This is a genomic window from Nonomuraea sp. NPDC002799 (assembly GCF_053592075.1).
The window spans coordinates 110,931-135,915 of the sequence record NZ_JBSFVA010000002.1; the positions used below are offsets into that span (position 1 = coordinate 110,931).

General features: G+C 69.9%; 17 protein-coding genes. 7 read left to right on the forward strand and 10 right to left on the reverse strand.

The annotated features are described in order from the left end of the window. Positions 1-273: 273 nt before the first annotated feature. From ACWD0F_RS04445 to ACWD0F_RS04455, 3 genes are all read left to right on the forward strand, one after another. Positions 274-3,195 carry a glycoside hydrolase family 48 protein gene (locus tag ACWD0F_RS04445; protein WP_449872493.1) on the forward strand — a complete coding sequence of 974 codons (2,922 nt, stop codon included), beginning with the start codon at positions 274-276 and terminating at the stop codon, positions 3,193-3,195. Continuing rightward, positions 3,138-5,705: a glycoside hydrolase family 9 protein gene (locus ACWD0F_RS04450; RefSeq protein WP_449872935.1), complete on the forward strand. Its 2,568-nt coding sequence runs from the start codon at positions 3,138-3,140 to the stop codon at positions 5,703-5,705. Before ACWD0F_RS04445 ends, ACWD0F_RS04450 begins: the two co-directional genes overlap by 58 nt. 65 nt (positions 5,706-5,770) lie before the next feature. Further along, on the forward strand, positions 5,771-7,354 hold the full coding sequence (locus ACWD0F_RS04455; protein ID WP_449872494.1) for a cellulase family glycosylhydrolase: 1,584 nt from the start codon (positions 5,771-5,773) through the stop codon (positions 7,352-7,354). Between the two features lie 154 nt (positions 7,355-7,508). Here the strand turns inward: ACWD0F_RS04455 and ACWD0F_RS04460 are convergent, their stop codons facing one another. Together ACWD0F_RS04460 and ACWD0F_RS04465 are read right to left on the reverse strand one after the other, a co-directional pair. After that, a complete protein-coding gene (locus ACWD0F_RS04460; RefSeq protein WP_449872495.1) occupies positions 7,509-8,030 on the reverse strand; it encodes a hypothetical protein in 522 nt (173 codons plus the stop codon). Next, positions 8,027-9,100, reverse strand: a complete 1,074-nt coding sequence (locus ACWD0F_RS04465) for a lytic polysaccharide monooxygenase (RefSeq protein ID WP_449872496.1) — start codon at positions 9,098-9,100, stop codon at positions 8,027-8,029. The genes ACWD0F_RS04460 and ACWD0F_RS04465 overlap by 4 nt, the downstream gene beginning before the upstream one ends. Before the next feature lie 259 nt (positions 9,101-9,359). Between ACWD0F_RS04465 and ACWD0F_RS04470 the strand changes: the two genes are divergently transcribed. Continuing rightward, entirely contained in the window at positions 9,360-10,451 is a 1,092-nt protein-coding gene (locus ACWD0F_RS04470) for a GH12 family glycosyl hydrolase domain-containing protein (protein WP_449872497.1), read from the forward strand. A 77-nt stretch (positions 10,452-10,528) separates the two neighbouring features. Here ACWD0F_RS04470 and ACWD0F_RS04475 read toward each other — a convergent pair whose 3' ends face one another. The 3 genes from ACWD0F_RS04475 to ACWD0F_RS04485 form a co-directional block, all read right to left on the reverse strand. After that, positions 10,529-11,776 carry a serine/threonine-protein kinase gene (locus ACWD0F_RS04475; RefSeq protein WP_449872498.1) on the reverse strand — a complete coding sequence of 416 codons (1,248 nt, stop codon included), beginning with the start codon at positions 11,774-11,776 and terminating at the stop codon, positions 10,529-10,531. After that, entirely contained in the window at positions 11,763-12,734 is a 972-nt protein-coding gene (locus ACWD0F_RS04480) for a LacI family DNA-binding transcriptional regulator (protein WP_449872499.1), read from the reverse strand. Before ACWD0F_RS04480 ends, ACWD0F_RS04475 begins: the two co-directional genes overlap by 14 nt. Before the next feature lie 216 nt (positions 12,735-12,950). Further along, the gene (locus tag ACWD0F_RS04485; RefSeq protein WP_449872500.1) at positions 12,951-15,089 is read right to left on the reverse strand and encodes a transglycosylase domain-containing protein; all 2,139 of its coding nucleotides are present in this window, start codon (positions 15,087-15,089) and stop codon (positions 12,951-12,953) included. Positions 15,090-15,415: 326 nt separating this feature from the next. Between ACWD0F_RS04485 and ACWD0F_RS04490 the strand changes: the two genes are divergently transcribed. Both ACWD0F_RS04490 and ACWD0F_RS04495 read left to right on the forward strand, forming a co-directional pair. Then, positions 15,416-16,414, forward strand: coding sequence for a hypothetical protein (locus ACWD0F_RS04490; RefSeq protein WP_449872501.1), 999 nt, complete (start codon positions 15,416-15,418; stop codon positions 16,412-16,414). Positions 16,415-16,526: 112 nt separating this feature from the next. Continuing rightward, positions 16,527-16,952: an STAS domain-containing protein gene (locus tag ACWD0F_RS04495; RefSeq protein ID WP_449872502.1), complete on the forward strand. Its 426-nt coding sequence runs from the start codon at positions 16,527-16,529 to the stop codon at positions 16,950-16,952. Between the two features lie 9 nt (positions 16,953-16,961). Here ACWD0F_RS04495 and ACWD0F_RS04500 read toward each other — a convergent pair whose 3' ends face one another. Beyond that, a complete protein-coding gene (locus tag ACWD0F_RS04500; RefSeq protein WP_449872503.1) occupies positions 16,962-18,368 on the reverse strand; it encodes a dihydrolipoyl dehydrogenase family protein in 1,407 nt (468 codons plus the stop codon). 153 nt (positions 18,369-18,521) lie between these two features. Between ACWD0F_RS04500 and ACWD0F_RS04505 the strand changes: the two genes are divergently transcribed. Further along, positions 18,522-19,637 (forward strand): sialidase family protein, encoded by a 1,116-nt coding sequence (locus ACWD0F_RS04505; RefSeq protein WP_449872504.1) that lies wholly within the window; start codon positions 18,522-18,524, stop codon positions 19,635-19,637. On the opposite strand, the gene ACWD0F_RS04510 is transcribed toward ACWD0F_RS04505, so the two are convergent. The 4 genes from ACWD0F_RS04510 to ACWD0F_RS04525 all read right to left on the reverse strand — a co-directional run bounded on the left by ACWD0F_RS04510 (position 19,612) and on the right by ACWD0F_RS04525 (position 24,985). Continuing rightward, positions 19,612-21,477, reverse strand: a complete 1,866-nt coding sequence (locus ACWD0F_RS04510) for a CheR family methyltransferase (protein WP_449872505.1) — start codon at positions 21,475-21,477, stop codon at positions 19,612-19,614. The two genes, ACWD0F_RS04505 and ACWD0F_RS04510, sit on opposite strands and share 26 nt — an antisense overlap. A gap of 28 nt (positions 21,478-21,505) precedes the next feature. Next, positions 21,506-22,501, reverse strand: coding sequence for a chemotaxis protein CheB (locus ACWD0F_RS04515; RefSeq protein ID WP_449872506.1), 996 nt, complete (start codon positions 22,499-22,501; stop codon positions 21,506-21,508). Between the two features lie 72 nt (positions 22,502-22,573). Next, the gene (locus tag ACWD0F_RS04520; protein ID WP_449872507.1) at positions 22,574-23,272 is read right to left on the reverse strand and encodes an STAS domain-containing protein; all 699 of its coding nucleotides are present in this window, start codon (positions 23,270-23,272) and stop codon (positions 22,574-22,576) included. A gap of 87 nt (positions 23,273-23,359) precedes the next feature. Then, the gene (locus ACWD0F_RS04525) at positions 23,360-24,985 is read right to left on the reverse strand and encodes an IucA/IucC family C-terminal-domain containing protein (RefSeq protein ID WP_449872508.1); all 1,626 of its coding nucleotides are present in this window, start codon (positions 24,983-24,985) and stop codon (positions 23,360-23,362) included.

A 24,985-nucleotide genomic window follows, 5' to 3' on the forward strand; every position in this document is an offset into this window, starting at 1 on the left:
CTAGATGGCTGGGAGCGCTCCCATGGTGTGCCGGACTCGGGGCGCTGTACAGAGGGCGGCTTTTCCGGAGGTGTCCGTCAGGCCGCATGCTCGTTGAATGCCCCGGAACGAGGATGAAACTTTCATCCCCGGCAGCCTGGTGAGAGGAAACACGGGGGTTACCGCGACGCCATTCCGTTGACATACGCCGAAGGTCACCCACAATCCCTTTTGGGAGCGCTCCCATACCCCTACTCCCATGGAGACCCCGTGAAGTACAGACCTCCTTCCCTTTTGACACGCTTATCGAGGCGGCTCGCCGGAGCCACGACCCTCGTCCTCCTGGCCGGCGTGACCACGGCTTTGGCGGCAGGTCCCGCCCAGGCGGCCGTGGCGTGCGACGTGACCTACACCGCCAACTCGTGGACGAGCAGCCCCGGCCAGGGCGGGTTCACGGCGAGCATCACGTTGAAGAACACCGGCGACCCCATCACGTCGTGGTCGCTGGCGTTCGACTATCCGACGACCACGCAGAAGTACACCCCCACCGGCTGGGGTGCGAACTGGAGTCAGTCCGGGACCCGGGTGACCGGGACCAACATGCCGTACAACGGCAGTCTGGCCACCGGCGCCTCCGTCTCGGTCGGCTACAACGGCACCTGGTCGAGCACGAACCCGAACCCGACCACGTTCAGCGTCAACGGCACCACCTGTGGCGCCGCGAACCCGGCCCCCACCGTGTCGCTGACCTCGCCGACCGCCGGCCAGACGTTCACCGCGCCGGCCACCGTGCCGATCGCGGCGACCGCGGCCGACTCGGGCGGCACCGTTGCCAAGGTCGACTTCTACCAGGGCAGCACGCTGCTGGGCACCGACACCTCGTCGCCGTACAGCTACAGCTGGACGAACGTGGCCGCGGGCAGCTACTCGATCACCGCCAGGGCCACCGACAACGGCGGCGCGACCACGACCTCGGCACCGGTCGGGATCACGGTCACCCAGGCCACGGGCCCCGCGCTCGTGGTGAGCCCGACGACCCTGTCCGTGCCCGAGGCGGGGAGCGCGACCTTCGGGGTGCGGTTGTCGCAGGCGCCGACGGCGAGCGTGAGCGTCACCTCGGCCCGCGCCAGCGGTGACACCGACCTCACGGTCGCAGGTGGCGGCAGCCTGACCTTCACGACGGCCAACTGGAACACCGCGCAGAACGTGACGGTGGCCGCGGCCAACGACACCGACACCGCGAGCGGCTCGGCCGTGTTCAGAGTGAGCGCCACCGGCTACACCGCGGTCGACGTCAGCGTCAGCGAGGCGGACGACGACGTCGGCGGGAACAACCAGTACATCCAGCGCTTCGTCGAGATGTACAACGAGCTGCACGACCCGGCCAACGGCTACTTCTCGCCCGAGGGCGTGCCGTACCACTCGGTCGAGACGTTCATGGTGGAGGCGCCGGACCACGGGCACGAGACCACGTCCGAGGCCTACAGCTACTACCTGTGGCTGGAGGCGACCTACGGGCAGGTCACCGGCGACTGGACGAAGTTCAACAACGCCTGGGCCTCGATGGAGAGGTACATCATCCCGGCCACGGCCGACCAGCCGACGAACTCCTTCTACAACGCGTCGAAGCCGGCCACGTACGCGGCCGAGTACAACACGATCAACAGCTACCCGACGCAGATCGACTCCGGCGTCTCGGTGGGCACCGACCCGATCGCCGGTGAGCTGCAGACCGCGTACGGCACCCGCGACATCTACGGCATGCACTGGCTGCTGGACGTCGACAACACCTACGGCTTCGGCCGCTGCGGCGACGGCACCACCAAGCCCGCCTACATCAACACCTACCAGCGCGGCCCGGAGGAGTCCGTCTTCGAGACGATCCCGCAGCCGTCCTGCGACACCTTCGCCCACGGCGGCACCAACGGCTACCTGGACCTGTTCATCAAGGACAGCTCCTACGCCAAGCAGTGGAAGTACACCAACGCCCCCGACGCCGACGCGCGCGCGGTGCAGGTGGCGTACTGGGCGCAGACCTGGGCCGCGGCGCAGGGCAAGCAGTCGCAGATCTCCGCGACGGTGGCCAAGGCCGCCAAGATGGGCGACTACCTGCGCTACGCGATGTACGACAAGTACTTCAAGCAGCCGGGCTGCACCAGTCCGTCGTGCGCGGCGGGCACCGGCAAGAACGCCTCCAACTACCTGATGTCCTGGTATTACGCCTGGGGCGGCGCGACCGACTCCAACGCCGGCTGGGCCTGGCGCATCGGCTCCAGCCACAACCACTCCGGCTACCAGAACCCGTTCGCGGCCTGGGCGCTGGCGAACGTGACCGAGCTCAAGCCGAAGAGCGCGACCGGCGCGGCCGACTGGAGCACCAGCCTCACCCGCCAGCTCCAGTTCTACACCTGGCTGCAGTCGTCCGAGGGCGCCATCGCCGGCGGCGCGACCAACAGCTGGGAGGGCCACTACGCGGCTCCGCCGTCGAACCTGCCGAAGTTCCACGGCATGGCCTACGACTGGCAGCCCGTCTACCATGACCCGCCGTCGAACCAGTGGTTCGGCTTCCAGGCGTGGACGATGGAGCGGGTGGCCGAGCTCTACTACGCCACCGGCAACGCCGACGCCAAGGCGCTGCTCGACAAGTGGGTGACGTGGGCGCTGGCCAACACCACGGTCAACGCCGACGGCAGCTACCAGATCCCGTCCACGCTGCGCTGGACCGGCCAGCCCGCGGGCAACTTCACCGCCACCAGCGGCATGCCGCCGGCCAACCCGGGCCTGCACGTGACCGTCGTGGACCACACGCAGGACGTCGGCGTCGCCGGCTCCTACGCCAAGGCCCTGATGTACTACGCGGCCAAGGCCAACCACACCGCGGCGCGCACCACCGCCAAGGCGCTGCTCGACGGCGTCTGGGCCAAGCGCGACGCCAAGGGCGTGTCCGTGCCGGAGACCAAGACCGACTACAACCGCGTCGACGACGCGGTGTACGTGCCCTCCGGCTGGACCGGTGAGATGCCGAACGGCGACACCGTCAACTCCAGCTCGACCTTCATCTCCATCAGGTCCTTCTACCGCAACGACCCCGACTGGCCGAGGGTCAACGCGTTCCTGAGCGGCACGGGCCCCGCGCCGGTCTTCAACTACCACCGATTCTGGGCGCAGGTGGACGTCGCCGTCGCCCTGGCCGAGTACGGGCGGCTCTTCCCGTGAGAAAAGCAGCACTGATCGCCGTGGCGTCGCTGGTCCTGCCCCTGTCCCTCGGGACGGGGGCGGGGCCGGCGGCCCACGCCGCCGCCGCACCGGCCTTCGCCTACGGCGAGGCGCTGCAGAAGTCGTTGTGGTTCTACGAGGCCCAGCAGTCGGGCGCGAAGCCCGCCTGGAACCGGGTCTCCTGGCGCGGCGACTCGGGCCTGAACGACGGCAAGGACGTCGGCGTCGACCTCACGGGCGGCTGGTACGACGCGGGCGACCACGTCAAGTTCGGCTTCCCGATGGCGTTCTCCGCCACCATGCTGGCCTGGGGCGCGGTCGAGTACCGCGACGCCTATGCCTCGTCGGGCCAGCTCACGCACCTGCTGAACAACCTCAAGTTCGTCAACGACTACTTCATCAAGGCCCACCCGTCGGCCAGTGTGCTCTACGGGCAGGTCGGCAACGGCGGCACGGACCACGCCTGGTGGGGTCCCGCCGAGGCGATGGCGATGGCGCGGCCGGCGTACAAGATCGACGCGTCGTGTGGCGGGTCGGATCTGGCCGGTGAGACGGCGGCGGCGATGGCGGCCTCGTCGATCGTCTTCCGCCCGACAAATCCGTCATATGCCGACACGCTGGTCACGCACGCCAAGCAGCTCTACTCCTTCGCCGACACCGTCAGGAAGAAGTACAGCGACTGCATCACCGACGCCGGGAGCTACTACAACTCCTGGAGCGGCTACAACGACGAGCTGGTGTGGGGCGCGATCTGGCTCTACCGGGCCACGAACGACGCCTCCTACCTGGCCAAGGCCGAGACGGGCTACGACAGCCTGGGCACCGAGCCGCAGAGCACCACGAAGTCGTACAAGTGGACGATCGCCTGGGACGACAAGTCCTACGGCGCGTACGTGCTGCTGCACAAGCTGACCGGCAAGCAGCGCTACCTCGACGACGCCAACCGCTGGCTCGACTGGTGGACGGTGGGCGTGGACGGCGCCAAGGTGCGGTATTCGCCCGGCGGCCAGGCGGTGCTGGACCGGTGGGGGTCGCTGCGATACGCGGCCAACACCTCGTTCGCCGCGCTCGTGCACAGCGACACGATCACCGACGCCACCCGCAAGGCCCGCTACCACGACTTCGCGGTCCGGCAGATCGGCTACGCGCTCGGCGACAACCCGCGCAACTCCTCCTACCTCATCGGCTTCGGCGCCAACCCGCCGAAGAACCCGCACCACCGCACGGCCCACGGCTCGTGGACCGACCAGATCCAGCTTCCCGAGCAGACCCGTCACACGTTGTACGGAGCGCTCGTCGGCGGCCCGCCCGACCCGGACGACGCCTACACCGACAAGCGCGACGACTACGTCATGAACGAGGTCGCCACCGACTACAACGCCGGCTTCACCAGCGCGCTGGCCCGGCTCTACCGCGAGTACGGGGGCGCCCCGGCGACGAACTTCCCGGTGGCCGAGACCCCAGACGGGCCCGAGCTCTTCGTCGAGGCGGGCGTGAACGCCTCGGGCACGGGCTTCACGGAGATCAAGGCGATCGTCCGCAACCAGTCGGCCTGGCCCGCCAGGGTCCTGTCCGACGGGTCCTTCCGCTACTACTTCACCCTCGACGGCACCACGACCGCGTCGCAGATCAGCGTGTCGTCGGCCTACACGCAGTGCGCGGCTCCGACGCTGCACCAGGCGAGCGGCAGCACGTACTACGTGAACATCGGCTGCTCGGGCCAGGCCATCGCGCCCGCCGGGCAGTCGCAACACCGCAGGGAGGTGCAGTTCAGGATCACCAGCGCGGGCTCGTGGGATCCGGCCAACGACTGGTCGTACCGGAACATCCCCACCACCCCGGGAACGACGCCGGTGCGCACCCCGAACATCACCCTCTACAGCGGCGCCACCAAGATCTGGGGTGAGCCCCCGGGTCCGGAGGAGCAGGACGGCACCGCGCCCAGCACACCGGGCAAGCCCGTGGCATCCGGGATCACGGGCTCCACCGCGAAGCTGGGCTGGACCGCCTCCACGGACAACGTGGGCGTGATCGGCTATGACGTCTACCTGGGGTCCACCAAGGCAGGCACGGCCACCAGCGCCTCCTTCGAGCTGAGCGGGCTCACTCCAGCCACGTCCTACACCGCCCACGTGGTGGCGAAGGACGCGGCAGGCAACACCTCGGCGCCGTCGGAAAGCACGACGTTCACGACGTCGAGCACACCACCACCGCCAGGCGGCTGCACGGCCGCCTTCAAGCTGGTCGGCTCCTGGAACGGCGGGTTCCAGGGCGAGGTGACGGTGAAGAACGCCGGCACCGCCGCGACCAGCACCTGGACGGTCTCCTGGACGTCCCAGGGCACGATCACCCAGCTCTGGGGCGGTAAGCACACGGTGTCGGGCTCCACCGTCACCGTCAGGAACGAAGCCTGGAACGGCGCGCTCGCCCCGGGCGCGACCACCACCTTCGGCTTCATCGCGGGCGGCTCGTCCACCACGCCCGACCCCATCACCTGCACCCCCGCCTGAGCGAAGACTCCGCCCCCGCCGCAGGCGCGGCGGGGGCGGCTCCACAGCTCAGTGAAAGGCAGCCCATGAGATCACTGTTCACCGCGCTGGCGTGCCTGCTGGCACTGCTCGTCGCCCCCGCCCTGCCGGCGAACGCCGCCGTCGGCCTGCACGTCAGCGGCACGAAGATCCTGGAGGCCGGCGGCCAGGAGTTCGTCATCCGCGGCACCAGCCACGCGCACACCTGGTACGCCTCGCAGACCAAAGCCTTCGCCGACATCAAGTCGCTGAAGGCCAACACCGTCAGGGTGGTGCTCAGCGGCGGTCGCTGGACCGCCAACACCGTCTCCGACGTGGCCAACGTCGTCGCCCTGTGCAAGCAGAACAAGCTCATCTGCGTCCTGGAGAACCACGACACCACCGGGTACGGCGAGCAGAGCGGCGCCTACACCCTGGACCAGGCCGCCAACTACTGGATCAGCGTCAAGTCCGCCCTGGTCGGCCAGGAGGACTACATCATCGTCAACATCGGCAACGAGCCGGTCGGCAACAACGCCATCACCCCGAGCTGGGCCGCCGCCACCACGGCCGCCATCCAGAAGCTGCGCAGCAACGGCTTCCAGCACGCGCTGATGGTGGACGCCCCCAACTGGGGCCAGGACTGGCAGTTCGGCATGCGTGACAACGCGCGGGCCGTCTTCGACAGCGACCCCGCCAAGAACACGATCTTCGCCATCCACATGTACGGCGTCTTCGACACGGCCGCGGAGATCACCGCGTACATGGACGCGTTCAGGACCGCCGGGCTGCCGCTGGTGGTCGGCGAGTTCGGGTTCGACCACTCCGACGGCAACCCCGACGAGGACACGATCATGGCGCAGTCCGTGAGCCGCGGCCTCGGCTACCTGGGCTGGTCCTGGAGCGGCAACGGCGGCGGCGTCGAGTACCTCGACCAGGTCACCAACTTCGACGTCACCCAGCTCACGTCGTGGGGCCAGCGGCTGTTCAACGGCGCCAACGGCATCGCCGCGACCGCCAAGCAGGCCGCGATCTACGGCGGCGGCACCACCGACCCGACCCCGCCGAGCACGCCGGGCACCCCGGCCGCCTCGAACATCACCTCGTCGGGCGCCACCCTCACCTGGACGGCGTCCACCGACAACGTGGGCGTGGCCGGGTACAACGTCTCCACCTCGTCGGGCACCCTGCTCGGCACGACGGCCACCAACTCGATCGTGCTGACCGGACTGTCGGCGGCGACCGCGTACCAGGTGTACGTGAAGGCCAGGGACGCGGCGGGCAACCAGTCGGCCCAGTCCCCGACGGCCTCCTTCACGACGCTGAGCGGTGGCGGCACCGGCGGCGGCTGCACGGCCGCCGGCACGGTGCAGAGCCAGTGGAGCGGCGGCTACGTGGCGCAGCCCGTGACCGTGACGAACACCAGCACGTCGACCAAGACGAGCTGGACGGTGACGTTCACGCTGCCCGCCGGGCACACGCTCACCGGCTCGTGGAACGCCGCGGTGACGGTCAGCGGCCAGACCGTGACGGTGAAGAACGCGGGCTACAACGGCACGCTCGCCCCGAACGCCAGCACCAGCTTCGGCTTCCAGGCGAGCCGCCCGGGCGGCAACACCGCCGTCCCCTCCGGTTACACCTGCGCCAACTGAACACCAGGCCCGTCGGCCGCGTATGAGGAGGTGAGGCCAGAAACGCAATACCCTGCCCCAACACCATCCCCGCCCGGATGGGACGGACGTGGCCGGCGCTTTCAGCCGGCCGCGTCCGTTTGCCGTGCGCGACATGCGCTTCATGCGACATGAACTACTTGGCGGAGATGATCTGCGCGAACCTCTCGCGCGCCGCCTCGATCGCGTCGTCGCTCTCGAAGTCGGCGAACGCCTGCGCGTGGTAGCGCGCGGGGATGAGCTGCCGGACGCGGTCCGGGAAGCCCGCTCCGGGGGTCGGCACCCTGATCTGGGGTGGAATGTCGATCTTGACGGCGATGGGGCCCGAGGCCCGCACGGAGGCCGCCCAGTCGCTGCTCTGGCCGGTGATCGCGCACATGTGGCGGGCGTAGACCCACCGCACCTGCACGAGGGAGGTCGCGTCCGCCGGCTCGGTTCCGAAGGGCTCCACGGCGCAGACGACGCGCGAGTCGAAGCTGTGGCCGTGGGCGTGGTGCTCGTCGGGTGAGGCCTGTTCGAGAATCAGGGTCACCTGGGCGGCGAGCTCTTGGTTCAGCTGTGACGACGGCTGCCGGGCAACGAAGAACATCACCCCGGCCAGGGTCAGGCTGGCCGAGGTGACGATTGCCGCGACAAGCCCGCGACGCGTTCTGATCACGGGCTGGTGCAGGTCAGGGTGGGTGCGGGGCTCGGAATCGAGCCGGTGGCGTTGAAGCCGAACGTGGTCGTTCCGTTCGGTGAGAGTTGTCCGTTGTAGGTGGCGTTCTTGACCGTCACATTCGGGGGTTGACCGGTCAGGACGCCGTTCCACGGTGATCCGTCGAAGCCCTGGCCGCCGCTGTAGGCCCACTTGACCGTCCAGCCGTTCAGCGACGAGGTGCTCGTGTTCTTCACGGTCACCTCACCCTGGAAGTGGCCGGCCCAGCCGGTGTTGGTGGCCTTCCACGTGGCGGTGCAGGCACCGGTCGGCACCGGGTCGGTCGGGGTGACCGTCGGGGTGACCGTCGGGGTGGCTGTGGGGGTGCTGCCGCCGGGGCCGACCCCGGTGACCTGGCCGTTGCCGCCGTCGAAGACGACGTCGGAGCAGCTGTAGAAGTTCTCGTTGCTGTCCGAGCGGATCCAGTGCGTGTAGATGATGTGCCGTCCGGTCTTGCCGGACGGGAGCTGGGCGTTCCAGTAGTAGTAGTTGAGCCCGCCGGCGCCGCCGTTGGCGGGCGGGTTCGTGGCGCTGCCGAACGGCTCCAGGTCGGACCACTTCAGCGGCCCGTTCGCGTTCCAGCCGTTCTTGGTGACGTAGTAGTTGAAGGCTCCGGGGTGCTGGGCCCAGTTGCTGTGACGCATCTGGATGGACGCGCCTGAGGTCAAGTGGGTCAGCGGCCAGTCGGAGCGGACCGCGTTGTAGGCCGAGAAGTCGTAGGGCCCGCCGGAGCCGCCGCTGCAGAGCTGCCCGTCGGGGATGAATCCGCTGGTCCGGCCCGCGCCGTCGGAGCGCAGCACCGCGAACCAGTTGTACAGGGGGGTCGCGCCGCTCTGGTTGACGGCAGCCGCACATGCGGGGTTGTAGGGGAGGATCTGCCCGTTGTCTCGCAGGCCGTCCTGCCAGCACAGGAACGTGCGGGCACCGGGGAACATCGACACCCCGTGGGCCTGTGCCTGCGTGGGCACCATGAGAACAGTGGTGATGAGAACCATGACGGCGGTGATCGCCGCCGACTTGAACAACTTCATGGGGATTCCCTTGCACTGACGACAGAGGAAACCTGCCCACGATCAGCCCGCCCGGCCAGCGCATTGAATCACGGGCGGGAGGCATCCGACAACGCGCGGTGAAACTTTCAGCCGATCTTGGTCACGGTTTCCGCTGGTCGCCAGGCCACCGCAGGTGGTGCGCGGGCACGCCCGCTTGCCGTCCTGGGCCGTCGCCTGGAGTCTTACGCTGGGAGCGCTCCCAGCTATCCTTCGGTTCCATAGGCGGGAGCAACATGCCATGAGGCACGCGCACATCTACCTGATCGTCATCGGGGCCTTATTGGCCACCGGCCTGTTCGCCGTCCCGGCTCAGGCCGCCCCGGTGCTGTGCGAGAAGTACGGCTCGACCACCGTCCAGAGCGGCCGCTACGTCGTCATCAACAACGTCTGGGGCGCCGACACCGCCCAGTGCATCGACGTCGACCAGGGCGGTGGCTTCACGATCACCCAGGCCGCGCACAACAAGCCGACCAACGGCGCCCCGGCCTCCTACCCGACCATCTACGCGGGCTGCCACTACGCCACCTGCAGCACGGGCAGCAACCTGCCGATGCAGGCCAGCGCGTCGGGGTTCGGCGCACTGCGGACCAGCGTGAGCATGAGCTATCCGAGCAGCGGCACCTGGGACGCCGCCTACGACATCTGGTTCGACCCCACGCCGCGCACCGACGGGCAGAACACCGGCGCCGAGATCATGATCTGGCTCAACAAGCAGGGCTCGATCCAGCCGGTCGGCTCGCAGGTCGGCACCGTGAACCTGGCGGGCGGCACCTGGCAGGTCTGGTTCGGCAACATCGGCTGGAACGTCATCTCCTACGTGCGCACCTCGGCCGCCTCCTCGCTCGACTTCACGATCGACACCTTCTACGCCGACGCGATCAGCCGCGGCCACGCCCAGCGGTCGTGGTACCTCACCAGCGTGCAGGCCGGCTTCGAGCCCTGGGTCGGCGGCGCCGGCCTGACAGCCCGCTCCTTCTCGTTCACCTCGTCGGGCGGCGGCGGCGGTGGCGGCGGGGGCGGCGGCGGAGGCGGAGCCTGCACGGCCACCGCCACCACGCAGAACGCCTGGAACAACGGTTACGTCATCCAGCCGGTCAACGTCACCAGCACCACCGCGCGCAGCTCCTGGACGATCACGTTCCCGCTTCCCGCCGGCCACACCATCACCGGCATCTGGAACGCGAGCTACAGCGTCAGCGGCGGCACGGTGACCATCAGGAACCTGGGCCACAACGGCAACATCGGTCCCGGCGGCGGGACGAGCTTCGGCTTCCAGGCGAGCCGGCCCAACGGGAACACGCAGGTGCCCAGCGGATACACCTGCGCATGAGGCTCGCGCGGCCGTGCTTTGCGAGGGGCCCGGACCGCGCGATCCGAGGGGTACGGCTGGTGCAGCCGTACCCCTCCTCAATCCTTCTGCAGCGCCATGTCGATCTCGTCGAGCCTGGCCTCCAGCTCGCTCAGGCAGGCGGGCGCGAGCCGGCCTTCCCGCAGCCGGTCGGAGAGCTTGCGGCGAAGCGTGTCGGTCCGGGAGTCCGCCGGGCCGTGCGGCGCCACGGCGGCGCGCAGCACCTGCTGAAGGTCCAGGACGACGTCGGCCTCGGTCGCGCCGCACGGCGTCTTGGCCACCAGCACGGCCTTGAAGTCGTCCACGGCATCCTCGACGGTGCCCGCCGTGGACGGCGTGCTCTCCAGCAGCCTGGCCGTGTGGTGCGCGCTCGGTTTCACCGGCGGCCCCCGCTCCGGCAGCGGGAGGCCCGTCTGCTGGAACCAGAACAGGGCGGACAGCGCGATGGCCGCCGATCCGGCCACCGTGAGCCCGCGCCTGACGTGCCGGCCCAGGGTGGCCGTGCCCAGCGCCGAGGTCAGCTCCAGCACGATCCCGGCCGCCGTGGGCCGCTGCGCCGGCTCGTGCGCCAGGCAGCGCTGGCAGAGCGAGGCGACGGCGTGCGGCACGCCAGGAGCCCGGGGAGGGGGCTCCGTCCTGCTGACGGTCTCGATCTCCTCCCACGTGGTCTCCGGGTACGGTGTGCGCCCGGTGAGCATGGCGTGCAGCAGCACGCCGAGGGCGTACACGTCGACCGCGGGATGGGTGGGCACGCCGAGCAGCCGCTCGGGGGCGACGTAGGGAGGGGTGCCGCGGTCGTCGTCGGGGTCGCCGGCCCAGGCCGCGATGCCGAAGTCGAGCAGTTTGGGGCCGTCGGCGGTGAGCAGCACGTTCTCCGCCGTGACGTCCCGGTGGACCAGGCCGCGGGCGTGCCCGGCCATCAGCACCCTGGCCAGCCGGAGCGCGATGGCCGCCGCCTCCGTCCACGGCAGCGGCCCCCGCTCGATCCGCTCGGCCAGCGGCGTGCCGTCGAGCAGCGGCATCACCACGTAGGCCGCGACGCCGCCGCTCGTGGTGACGGTTTCGCCGTAGTCGTAGATCTCGATGGTGTCCGGATGGATGAACCTGGCGGCGGCGCGGGCCTCGCTGCGTACGCTGATGCGCTCGCCGGCGTCGGCGTGCAGCGAGGCGGTGAGCACCTTGACCGCGATCATGCGGTGCAGGGACTGGTCGAAGGCACGCCAGATGACCGACATGCCCCCTCTGGCCAGCGGATCCAGGAGCAGATACCGCCGGGCCAGCACATCTCCGGGCTCAAGCCGACTCACGGACGACCAGTTCCGTGGGGAGGACGGGGTCGATTCCCGTTGATCCGGTCAGGAGCAGCCGGGTGGCCACGGTGGCGAGTTCTTCGACGGGCTGGCGGATGGTGGTGAGTGCGGGTGAGGTGTGCCTGGCGACCGGTGCGTCGTCGAACCCGATCACCGCGACGTCCGCGGGAACCTTGCGCCCGGCTCTGCGCAGGGCCTGGATCGCGCCTGCCGCCATCAGGTCCGAGGCGACGAAGACGGCGTCCAGTCCTGGGGCGTGGCGTAACAACCACTGCATGGCGTGGGTGCCCGAGGCTGCGGTGAAGTCGCCGTAGGCCACGGGCACGTCGGGTGCGCCCGCCGCCTGGAGGGTGCGTACCAGGCCCTCCAGGCGGTCGCGGGCTGCTGGGAGTGAGGGTGGGCCGCCGATGGCCGCGACGTTGCGCCGGCCGGTCAGCAGGAAGTGCTCCGCGGCCTGCCTGCCGCCGTCGATGTTGTCGACGTCGGCGTACGGGAGCTTGAGGTCGTGCGGCGGGCGGCCGATGTTGCGCACGGGGATGCCCGAGGTCGATAACTTGATCGCCAAGGGATGGCGCTCTCTGGCGCCCACGATGAGCACCGCGCCGGAGAGCACGGGCAACGTGGATGACGTCGGGGTAACGGTCGTCACCATCAGATGGGTGCCGTGTTCGGCGATCACGGCGCCGGCGGCGGACAGGAGCCTGGCGTAGTAGGGCTCGGAGAAGAGCCGGGGAAGGTGGTCGCAGATGACGGCGGTGACGCCGTCGGCCATGGTCTTGGCGGCGGTCCCCCGGGGGGCACGCTGCCGGACGTATCCCATACGGGAGACGGCGTCGTACACTTGCCGGCGGGTCGAGGTACTGACCCGCACCGAGCCTGTGAGGACTCGAGACGCGGTCGCGGGGGAGACCCCGGCAGCGGCCGCGACCTGTGCCAGTGTGGGCTGCTCGGTCATGGAGCACCTCGCGGGAAAGATCCTGGGAGCGCTCCCACGTTACCAATGTTTCGCCGCTGTTAATAGGGCCTTTGCAAGGAGTCCGGCCCTCAGTGCGGACGCACTCCGAATCTGCTCAGCTAGAGGCGCTGGAAGGCCCCAGGGGTTTTTGTGCCGGATGTGGATCACGCCATATTGACGTGCCTCATTCGCCCAATCCGGCTCTCCCAGACGGGATCAGTTGCCCCCGGCGGTGGTCACGTCCGCGTCCTCCAGCACCCCGTCGCTGTCGTCGTCCGGCTGCACCTGCCGCACCGGCGCGCAGCTTGAGCCGCAGCCGCCGAAGCGGGCGGAGTTGACCGGGGTGAAGTCCGTCGCCGGGGTGCCCTTCAGCGCGGACATCATGGTGTCCTTCCAGATCGGGCCCGGCACCGAGGCGCCGAAGACCGAGCCGTAGTAGCGCCCGCCGATGTAGATGTTGTTGAGCTTGTGCGTGGTCGCGCCCCGCGGGTCGCCGATGCTGACCGCGCCCGCCAGGTCGGGGGTGAACCCGGCGAACCAGGCGGTGGCCTGGTCGTCCGTGGTGCCGGTCTTGCCGGCGGCCGGCCGGCCGATGCCGCCGACCCCGCGCATGGTGCCCTTGGTGAACACGCCGGACAGGATGTTGGCCGCGGCGTCGGCGACCTCGGGGTCGAGCGCCTGCTTGCACTCCGGCTTGTAGGTGGTGGCCTTGCCGTCACGGTCGGTGATCTTGGTGATCGCCATGGGCGCGCAGTACTTGCCGCGCCCGCCGATGGCGGCGTAGGCGTTGGCGACGGTCACCGGGTCCATCTCGTTGATGCCGAGCGTGAACGTCTCGTACTCCTGCAGCTTCAGGCCGTCGGAGCGCTTGATGCCCAGCGACTGGGCCGTCTTGACCACGCTGCAGAGGCCGACCTTCTGCTCCAGCGTCAGGAAGAAGGTGTTGACCGAGCCCCAGGTGCCGGTGGCCAGCGACTTGAAGCCGCCGCCGCCCTCGTCGTTGGTGACGGTGTGGGACGGGTCGCCGATGTTCTCGCCCTTGCAGTTCTTGAACGAGGAGTAGTAGGGGGCGCGGAAGCCGCTGCCGACCGTGAAGCCGTCGTTGATCTTCATGCCCTTGCCGAGGGCGGTGAGCAGGGTGAACGTCTTGAACGTCGAGCCGGCCTGGAAGCCGACGCCGCCGCCGTGCGCGGCGTCCGCGACCACGTTGTACGACATCTCGTTCTTGCGCTTGTTGCTGCCGTACTTGCGGCTGGCGGCCATGGCCTTGATCTCGCCCGTGCCCGGCTTGATCAGGGCCTCGGAGGCGACCGGGTTGTCGGAAGCCTTCACGTGCTTCTTGATGGCCTGCTCGGCGGCCTGCTGCATCTTCGGGTCGAGCGTGGTCTGGATCGTCAGGCCGCCCCGGCTGAGGAAGTTGCTCCTGGCCTTGGCCGTCTTGCCGCCGTAGAGCTTGTTGCTGAGGATCTCGTTGCGCACGTACATGCAGAAGTACGGATAGTCGCTGGTCCCGCAACCGCCGGGGATGTCGACGCCCTTGTAGCCGAGCTTCTTGGCCTTGGCCGCGGCGGCCTCCTCAGGCGTGATCTTGCCGAGCTTGGCCATCGTGTCGAGCACGAGGTTGCGCCGCTTCAGCAGCCGTTCCCGCTGGGCCTTGCCGATGTTGGGGTCGGTCGCGTTGGGGTCCTGCACCGCGCCGGCCAGGGTCGCCGCCTGCGCGAGGCTCAGGTCGGCGGCGTTGACGCCGAAGAAACGTTTGGCCGCGGCCTCGACGCCGTAGGCGCTGGCGCCGAAGTAGGCGATGTTGAGGTATTTCCCGAGGATCTCGTCCTTGGTGTACTTCTCCTCGACCGCCATGGCGTAGCGCAGCTCTTTGAGCTTGCGGGCGTAGCTGGCCTCCAGCGCCGCGTTCTTCTCCTTGTCGGTGGTCGCCGAGTTGAGCAGCACCTGCTTGACGTACTGCTGGGTGATCGACGAGCCGCCCTGGGCGATGCCGCCGGAGCTGAGGTTCTTGGCGAGGGCCCGCATGGTGCCCTCGATGTCGATCGCGCCGTGCTCGTAGAAGCGGTAGTCCTCGATGGAGATGATGGCGGTCTTCATGACCTCGGCCACCTTGTCGAGGTCGACGTTCTCGCGGTACTCCTCGTAGAACCAGGCGATCTCGTTGCCCTTGGCGTCGAGGACCGTGGTGCGCTCCGCCAGCGGGGGCTCCTTGAGCGCCTCGGGCTTGATGCCGAGATCCTCCGAAGCCGAGACGAACGCCGCTCCGGTGCCTCCGACGGCCGGCAGGGCGATGGCCGCGGCCACGACGCCGGCCGCCACCGCTGCCCCGGTCAGGCGCGCGATACTCGACATACGGGAACCCATGCGGAAATTCCTCCCCCTTGTGGCAATAGGGTGCATCCTAAACCCCGCCATGACGTGCTCTCTGTAAAACCTTGGACCCCGCGAGCAGCGGAATTGTTCGGTCGCGTCACGGGGTTTCTAGATTATCTGGGTGCTTAGCCCGGTTTGTGCGGCGGGGGACGCGTGCGCCACCGGCTGAGATTCTGCCAGCCACCGGCAAAGAAGCGTGTCGGCCGCCGGGCCCGCGCCCGCCGTTCTGGCAACGTCTGACGGGTGGCGGGTCTCACCCGCGCACCAGGATCTCGCCGGCACTCTCACCCCGCTAGGAGCACCTCATGACCAGCGCTGGCTCCGCCACCGACTTCGACCGGGTGATCCTGCCCGCCATCCCGCCCGTGCACCTGCTCAGCGGTCAGGTCGCCGCGTTGCAGGTGACCGACCGGCTGCACCGGGGGACCCAGATCGTGGGCCGGTTCGAGACCTCGGGGCTGGCCGGCTTCAAGGTCTCCGCGCAGGGCCGCCCGCTGCGGGTGCGGTTGTCGTTGTCGGCCGACGAGAGGTCCGTCAGCGGCTGGCACACGGGCCGGACGGAGGAGACGGCGCCGCTGCCCCGGTTCGTACAGGTCCGCTCGCAGGGCCTGCTGCGCCAGTGCGTGCTGCTGAGGGGCCGCAAGGCGCACGCCCAGGTGGCCTTCGACCTGTCGCCGGAGGAGATCCCCGACGACGGCCTCATCTGCGTCGAGCTGCTCGACGTCACCGAGGGCGACGGCGTCTGCGCGGAGGTGCGCGCGGCGGTGTCAGGCCGCGTCCTGCCCGACGGGGTGGCGGGGCTGCGCCTGGACAAGATCGTGTTCGAGGAGCCCCCGGCGGTCGACTTCGACCCCGACACGCTCGACGGCTCCCGCTGCGAGTTGTCGTCGCTGATCAGCGCCGGCGGCCTGGCCAACCTCGGCAGGCAGGGCGTCCGCGTCATGCGCTCGGGCATGTTCGTGGTCAATCCCGTGCTGAAGGACACCTTCGGCTCGGGCGAGAGCGTCCTGCTCAGGCTGGGCACCAAGGCCGAGCCCGCGAGCGTCATCCCGGCCACGTGGCGGCGGGTGAACAGTGAGCTGCGCTGGCTGCGCCAGGCGACGAAGCGGCTCCTGCGCACGGCGGCGCCGACGGTGGCGCGGGTGCTCGACGTCAGCGAGGGTGACGTGGGCACGATCCAGCAACGCGTGCGCGGCAACGTGACGGAGCTGGCGCTGCCGAGCCCGGCCCGCTCGCCACTATTGGTGATCATGGTTACCGACCCGGGCGCCCTGCCGACGCTGGAGTCCGGCAGCTCGCGTTAGTCCGTGGCTGACCCGGGCATCGCCAGGCCGGGTTCGACGTGCCGGCCGCGGACGAAATAGCGAAAAGTACCCGTCGGTCGTGATAGCGCCGCTCAGTGGGCAGTGAACATATGTGGGTAGCATCGGATTGCACATCGAGACGACCCGGCACCTCCACTGCACGGTTCTGCGCGCCGACGGCGAGCTCGACCACGTGGGCAGGGTCCGGTTCAGCGCCTGCATCAATGCCGTATGGGACTGGTCGCCAGGGCCCGTGCTCGTGTTCGACCTGGCCGACCTGGACTTCTACGACTCCTCGGTCATCGGGGTGCTGGCGATGGTGATGCAGCGGATGGAGGAGGAGGGCGATGGGCGCATCGTCGTGGTCCGTCCTTCAGAACACCTGCTCAGCGTGTTGCGGCTGACAGACCTGCTGTCGCACGTGGAGCTGCGCGCGAGCGCCGAGGAGATCGTCGCCGAGCTGATGGTGGAGCGGGAAGGCCGCTCCACCGGCCGCGCGTTCAGCGTGCGTGCGGACGGGCCGGGACATCCCGGCTGAACGCGGCTCTCAGAGCCCGTACGCCTCCAGCAGCCGCAGCCACACCTCGCTGACCGTCGGGAAGGACGGCACGGCGTGCCACAGCCGGTCGAGCGGCACCTCGGCGGTCACCGCGATCGTGGCGGCATGCAGCAGCTCGGCCACGCCAGGCCCGGCGAAGGTCACGCCGAGCAGCACCTTCCTGTCCTCGTCCACGACGGCCTTGGCCCGGCCCCGGTAGCCGTCGCCCAGCAGATAGGCGCCGGTGACCGAACCCAGGTCGTAGTCGACCGCGCGCACCCGGAAGCCCTCCGCGACGGCCGCGTCCTCGGTGCGGCCGACCGCGCAGATCTGCGGATCGGTGAAGACGACCTGCGGCGCTCCGTAGCCGCCGGCGAGGTCGCGCATCGCGGGCAGCTCGTCACCACGGGCCCGCGCGGCGATCACGTCGCCGCAGATCCTGGCCTGATACTTGCCCATGTGGGTGAGGAGCACACGGCCGTTGACGTCGCCCACGGCATACAGCCAGCCGCCGGACACACCGGTGGCCCGCATGCTGTCGTCGACCTCGACGGGGGCGCCTTCCGGCAGCCCCACCGAGCCGAGCCCCAGGTCTCGGCTGGCGGGCCGGCGGCCGGTGGCCACGAGCAACTCGTCGGCCTCCAGCGGCGGGCCCTCGGCCAGGTGCACCGTCACCTTGCCGCCGGGCTCGGGCCGCTCGACCCGGACGACGTCGGTGTGGGTGCGCACGTCGATGCCGCTGTCCGCGAACGACTGCGCGAGCAGCTCACCGGCGAACGGCTCCATCTTGCCGAGCAGGCCGTCGCCGCGCACCAGCACGGTGGTCTGGCGCGCGCCGAGGCCGTGCATGGCCTGCGCCATCTCACAGGCGACCACGCCGCCGCCGAGCACGGCCAGCCGCTCGGGGATCGTGCCGGTGGCGGTCACCTCGTGGCTGGTCCACGGGGCGGCCTCCGCCATCCCGGGCACCGGCGGCACCAGGGGGGTGCTGCCGGTGGCCAGCACCACGGCCTGCCTGGCCGTCAGCACCCGCTCGCCGCCGTCCTCGGTGGTGACGATCACCCGCTTGGGGCCGTCCAGCCGGCCGCGCCCGCGGACGAACTCGACCGGGACGCGTCCGATCCACCGCACCTGGCCGGAGTCGTCGAAGTGCGAGACGGCCTCGTCGCGCCTGGCCAGCACGGCGGCCACGTCGATCGGGCCGAGCGCGAGCCCGGGGACCCGGGCCACCTCGCCCGCCAGGTCGACCGGCCGCAGCAGCGCCTTGCTCGGGACGCAGGCCCAGTAGGAGCACTCGCCACCGGCCAGCCGCTCCTCGACGATCGCCGCGCTCAGTCCTCCGCGTACGGCCCGGTCCGCGACGTTCTCGCCGGCGGGACCCGCGCCGACCACGATGACGTCGAACTCCTCAGCCACGCCTGCCTCCAGCACTCGTCTATGCAGAGCACTCTTTCATGCCGGTGCGCCGGACACGGTGACCGGATCAGGGCACGGCGGCACCCGTTTCGCCGCCCTCGTCTTCACGTCCGGCTCAGGTCCCGTTAACCCCGGCCACGTAGCGTGCCCCGCATGGCGGATCAGCACCCCACGTCGGTCCCGTACCGGCAGTCGACGCACGGCTACAACACGTTCCGGATCCCCGCGGTCGTGGTGACCCGGGCGGGCACGGTGCTGGCGTTCGCCGAGGGGCGGCACACGTCGGCGGGCGACTCCGGCCACATCGACCTGGTGCTCAAGCGGTCGGCCGACGGCGGCGCGACCTGGGGCGATCTCCAGGTGGTCGCCGCGGAGCCGCGCCGCGGCGCCGCGGGCAACCCGGCGCCTGTGGTGCTCGGCGACGGCCGGATCGTCCTGGTGTTCGTCCGCCAGGGCCCGTCCGCGACCGAGGACAAGATCCGCCGCGGCCAGGTGGCCGCGGCCGACGGGCGGCGGGTGTTCGTGCGGGTCAGCGCGGACGACGGGGTGACCTGGTCGCAGCCGCGCGAGATCACCGCCGACGTGAAGCGTGCCGGATGGCGCTGGTACGCGACCACTCCAGGGCACGCGATCGAGTTGCGCCACGGGCCGCACGCCGGCCGGATCGTGGTGCCGGCCAACCACTCGCTGCCCCCCGCAGGGACCGACAACGGGACCGAGGGCAAGTACAACGGCGGCCACGCGCTGCTCAGCGACGACGGCGGCCAGAGCTGGCGCGTCGGCTACGTCGACGACAACCCCGACGGCTACGTCAACGTCAACGAGACCACCGGCGCCGAGCTGCCCGGCGGGCGCGTCTACCTCAACACGCGCACCGACTCCACCGCGCCCGGCACCCGGGCCGACGCCTGCTCCGCCGACGGCGGCCAGACGTTGGAGCTGCCCTTCCGCCCTCAGGCCGGGCTGAGCGGCCCCGTGGTGGAGGGCAGCGTGTTGTGGTGCGACGGGCCGGACGTGCTGCTGTTCGCGGGCCCGGCGCTGCCCGACGCGCGGGCGCTGATGACCGTACGCGCCAGCGACGACCTCGGCGTCACCTGGCGGACCGCGTACACGGTGTCGGGGCTGCCCGCCGCCTACTCCGACCTGGTCAGGCTGGACGCGGACACGGTGGGGCTGCTCTACGAGACCGGTGACTTCGGCCCGTACGAGAGCATCGCCTTCCGCCGCGTCCCCGTGGCGGAGCTCAGTCGCGGGGCGCGTCGGGATTGACGATGTTCAACACCATGATGAGGCCCTGCACGGTGTCGTCGTCCATGCGCAGGTGGGCAAGCTGCACGGTGAGCGGTGTCGGCCGGCCTCTGCGGTTGACCGCGTCGACCACTGTCCGCGGCACCTGATCGAGCCGCCTGGAATCGTCGGTCAGCGCGCTGTGCAGGTGGGGCGTGAGCTCATCCAGCGGCAGGCCGATGTCGAGGTCGGCAAGCCGGGCGCCCACCGCCTCATCGGCCCGCACGCCCCACAACTCCTCGGCCCCCGGGCCCCAGACCGTCACCCGCAGCTCGTTGTCGAGCACCACCACGGTGTCGCCGAGGCTGCGGATCACCGACGAGACGAACCGGTTGACCTCGTCGAGCTCGATCGTCCGGGTCATCAGGGTTTCGTTGATCTGCTGCAGCTCGTCGTTGGTCGACTGCAGCTCCTCGTTCATCGTCTCCAGTTCTTCGTTGGTGGACTGCAGCTCTTCGTTGGTGGTCTCCAGTTCTTCGTTGGTGGACTGCAGTTCCTCGTTGGTGGTCTCCAGCTCCTCGTTGAGCGACTGCAGCTCCTCGTAGGCCTGCTCCAGTTGCCTGTTGGCCTGCGTCAGCTCGTCTCGCAGCCGGCGATAGCGCGTGACATCGTGGAAGTGGATGCCCGTCCCGATCACGTCGCCCGAAACCAGCAGGGGGATGACGGAGATGTCGAAGACACCGCTCTCCGACAGGCCGATGCGGTGCCAGACCACCTCCTGCACCTCGATCGAGCGCAGGTCGTTGCGGGCCTGCTCGATGACCGAGCGCAGCTCGACGGGCCGGTAGGAGATCTCCAGGTCCTGGAAGGGGCGGCCGATGTCGCGCGGGCTGAGGTTGAACAGGGCCTCGGCCTTGGAGTTGGCCAGGGCCAGATTGCCATCATCGTCGATGACGATCTGGGCCACCGGCCCCGAGGTCAGCGCCACGGAAGCGAGCATGGGCAGACGCACGGCCAGATCGGGAGCCGTGTCCGCGACGGACCGCGCCGCGCGCTTGTTGTGATTGGTGCTCCTGAGCTTCCTGAACAGGCGCATGCGCAGATCCATGGGCTCGAACTTGTCGTTGTGGTTGAGCAGCATCTCGGCCTTGCCGAGGAACAGGAAGCCGAGGTCCGACAGCGCGAAGTGGAAGCGCCGGATGACGTTGAGCTGCATCTCGGTGTTGAAGTACATCAACGTGTTACGGGCCACCAGAAGATCCACGCGGGAAATGGGCGCGTCCTGAGTGAGGTCGTTACGCCCGAAAATCAATTGCCGGCGAAGGTCACGGCGGAAGGTGAAGCCGCCCTCGAACGGCTCGAAGTAGGTCTCGCGGAAATCGAACGGCACACCAGAGAGCGTTTTGGTGGGGTAAACCCCCGCCCTGGCGACCTGCAGGGACTTGTCGTCGAGATCGGTGCCGTAGATCTTCACTCGCTCGCGGAACTCGTCGGCGCCGAGCTCGTGGGCCAATATCATGGCCACGCTGTAAGTCTCTTCGCCGGTCGCGCAGCCGGCGCTCCACACCCGGATGGACTGGTCCGGCGATTTCTGACCGAGCAGAGCCGGGATCACCAGCTCGCGCAGCCGCTGCCACGCGGTCGCGTCCCGGAAGAAACTGGTGACATTGATCAGCAGGCTGTCGAAGAGCCGGGTGAACTCTTCCGGCTCCAGCTCCAGGAAGTCGCGATATTCACCGTAGTCCTGCAGCTTCAATGCCTCGAGCCGGCGTGCGATGCGCCGGACGAGCGTGTTGCGCTTGTATCCGGTGAAATCGAAACCGCGTGTTTCCTTGAGCAGAAGCAGCAGGTTCTCGAATTCGCGCTCATCTCCTGAGGTCACAACGGCAGACTACGCCGCCATGGCGTGTTCAGCCCGACAATAAGGTGTCATCGTTGCGACCGATGCGTGCTTGCAACGCGCGGATGGTCTCCAGCGCCTCGCTGGTGCGCTGCTCCTCCTCGCGGAAGTATTGCGAGGAAAGCCGTTGTTCCCGATCCTCGGCGTAGCGGCGCATGCGGTCGAGCACCCGCAGCCGCTCCTCCAGGCGCTGAATGGCCACCCAGAGGGCGCGCTCCACCGCGTCCGACTGTGCGCTCATCATGCTCTCCCTCGACCAGGCGTGACCGACTCGGCAGACGAACCGGGGGCCGTCCTGCTCGTAAGTAAGACCATTGCACTCCGGGCATTTAACGGCAATAAGCTTTCCCTCCGGCTCGCTCGGAGCCGAGGACCCGCGCAGGAAATGCGTGATCTCCTGCCGCATCCCGTTGTCGGGTATGTGGCCCTCTATGCGTACCTGGGTACGGCTCTGCCGAAGCATCCACCCCGCGATCTCGCGGACGGGCAGTTGCCTGGCCGCCGGCACCGCGGAGACGGCGGCGCCGGGCATACCGGGGAAGGCGCACTCCGCGAGATCCTGCACCACGACGGCGCCCCCGTGCCGGTGGATCGCCTGGCATCCCTTGGCCCCATCGTCCAGTGCGCCGCTCAGCACGACGCCCCCCACGCGTGGCCCGGCGTCGAGCGCCGCGCTCATGAACAGCGGGTCGGCGGCCGGTCGGTGCCCGTTCTGCCGCGGGCCCCGGGACAGGCGCAGCGCGCCCTCGTGCAGGAGCAGGTGGTGGTCCGGGCGCGCGACATAGACGCGACCCGGTCGCACGTTCTCCTCGTCCTCAGCCGGCGCCACCTGGAGCGGGCCGGCCCGGTCGAGAATGCTGGCCAGCGCGCTGCCGCCCTGCGGCGGTATGTGCAGGACGACGAGCAGTGCGGCAGGCAGAGTCGCGGACGCCTCGCTCAAGAGCGCACGCAGCGCTTCGACACCTCCCGCGGAGGCCGCGACCACGAAGATGTCACGTCGTGCCATGCACATTCCGCTCCTCGCCCGGGGATCGCGGCCATCATGCGTGACACCCGCGATCACTCTCGTGGACCGTGGTCACCGGCACTCTTTGCCCATCGCCGATTGGGCGTTGACGAGGCTGATGAGCATGGTCTGCAGGCTTTCGCCGCAGCGGTTCCGGGTGGAGATCAGTTGAATGCGGGCGGCTCTCGTGGCGTCGCGGCGGCTGGTCAGCGTATGCCTCTGGTCGGCGTTCTGCTCACGGAGCGTGCGCGACCGGGAGATGACCGGCGGCAGCGGAGCGTCTTCGGGCTCGACGGGCGGCTGCTCAGACTGCGGTCGTCGCCGGTCGTGGCCGGGGGCCCGCACGCGTCGCACGTTGCGCATGCTCGGCAGGTGACGGCGCAGCGGCCGGGGCGGGGCCGCCGTCTCGTAAATCTCGACGTCGGTGTCCGCGAGGGCCTCCGGCATGGTCGTGTAGACCGGAATCGCGGTGTGGGCCTGCTCCGCCATCAGCGCGATGAGCCGGAGCAGCGGCGGTTGCGCCTCGGCCACGGCCAGGTAGCCGCCCTTGCTCTCCAGGGCGTGGTGCGTGATCGAGAACTGCTTGAGCCCGTTGAGGTCGCAGAACCAGAGGTCGCCGGCCGCCACGATCACGTATTTCACGCGTGACTGCGGCAGCGGGTCGAGGAAGGCCGCGAGCACAGGTCTGGTCGTCGAGTCGAGCTCACCGGTCAAGGCGACGACCAGCGTGCTCACGCCGACGGGAACGAGCCGTACCGATAGCTGCATCACCGCACGTCCTCCTCCGCTCGTCTCTGCGCCCATCGTCCTCTTCCCCAGGGCAAAGAGCCAGGTACTCGGTGAATGGAACCGGAACGCTCACAGCGGGTTGGGCAGCCTGGTCCAGCTATCCCCTGGCGGGGCGCTCGCCAGCCGGGCGCGGAGGTGCGCCTTCACCGTGATGTGCGGCCCGAAAAGGGCATCGCGGTCAGCGCGCGCGTCGCCGGGCAAGTCGTCGAACGCCTGCCGCGCGGCTGCGGCCACGAGCCCCCACATACGGGACTCCGCGGCCCGGTCACCCTGGCAGAACAGGGAGATCAGGCTGCCGAAAGTGGTGCCCACGAGCGAGCCGAAAAGCTTGGCGCGCAGGACGTCCGGGTCGTCGCTGAGCAGTCTGGCGCTGACCGGCGGGACCTCGATCCCGTGGCGGGCCAGCCTGGCCGGGCTGATCCGGACGTCGGCCAGGTCCCGGTAGTGCAGCCGGGCCGGGCGGCCGTCCGGGCCCAGCTCGACCAGCAGGTTCTGGCCGTGTGCCTCCATCGCCACGCCGAGCGCGAGCAGGCTCATGGCGTCCGTCATGGCCAGGCGGGCGAAGGCGGCCAGCCATCCGGCGGGATCGGGCGCCATCGCCCGGGTGACCGCCGCGACGGGCAGCACGGTCGCGCCCGGGGGCGTCGGCTCGCGCAGCATGGCAGACAGGTCGGCGCTGTGCCCGCCGTCCGCCGCGCCCGCGGTGCTGCGCCCGCCGTCCGCCGCACCCGCCGCACCCGCGGCGCCGGCCAGGTAGCGGGCGATGCGGAGCCGGCCGCCCAGCCGCGTGGACAGGCCGGTGAGCAGGTCCGACAGGGGCACGCAGTCGCGTACGGAGCCGGGGGAGATGTCCCTGATCCCCGAGGTCATCCGGGTGCTGAACGCCGTCTTGACGTGCGGGCCGCCGTCGAGCGGGGCGAGGGTGCGCGCGGACATGAGCGGGCGGGCCGGGATCGCCCCCGTGGCGTGCGGGCGCAGGCCGAGGCGCCGGGTCTGCCAGGGGTGCATGGGGAGCAGGAGCCGGTCGCCGTCCCTGAGGGCGGCCGGCCACGGTCCCGAGACCAGGCAGTCCGCGGCGGGCAGCGCGAGCAGGTCCAGCCGGACGATCGGGCGGTGCTCCGGCATGTACGCGAGCTGCTCGGCCACGGAGACGCCCGGGCGGTTACGGCAGCCGGGATGGTACGGATGACCGTCCACGACACTCTGCTCATACGCCTCCGGAGTCGTGGTGGCCTCCGTGCCCTCCGGAGTCGCGGTGGGCGTGCCCTCCGGAGTCGTGGTGTATCCGCCCGCCGGAGTCGCGGTGGGCGGGCTCGCGGCGGCGCCCGCGCGTGACAGCGCCAGCGAGGCGACGCTGTTGTCGAGGTCCTCGACCAGCGCGTCCGTGCCGGGCAGGCCGAGGGCGGCCAGCAGTTCGGCGGGGTGCGCGTGGGGCCGCCCGTCCAGCCAGAGGGCCGGCTCGTCCCGGATGTCGTACGGCTCCCGCGCCCGCCCCCGCACCCGCCGCCCGTCGGCCAGCACGATCAGCTCCCGGCCGCGCTCCACCACGCCAGGGAGCGGCTCGTGCAGCAGCCCCCGCCACAACCTGCCGAGCACGGCGGCGCGCGCCCCCGGCAGCGCCGCGGCGTAGGCGGCGGACAGGCCGGGACGCACGAGGGCCAGCTCAGCCGCGAACTCGGCTTCCAACCGCCTCAT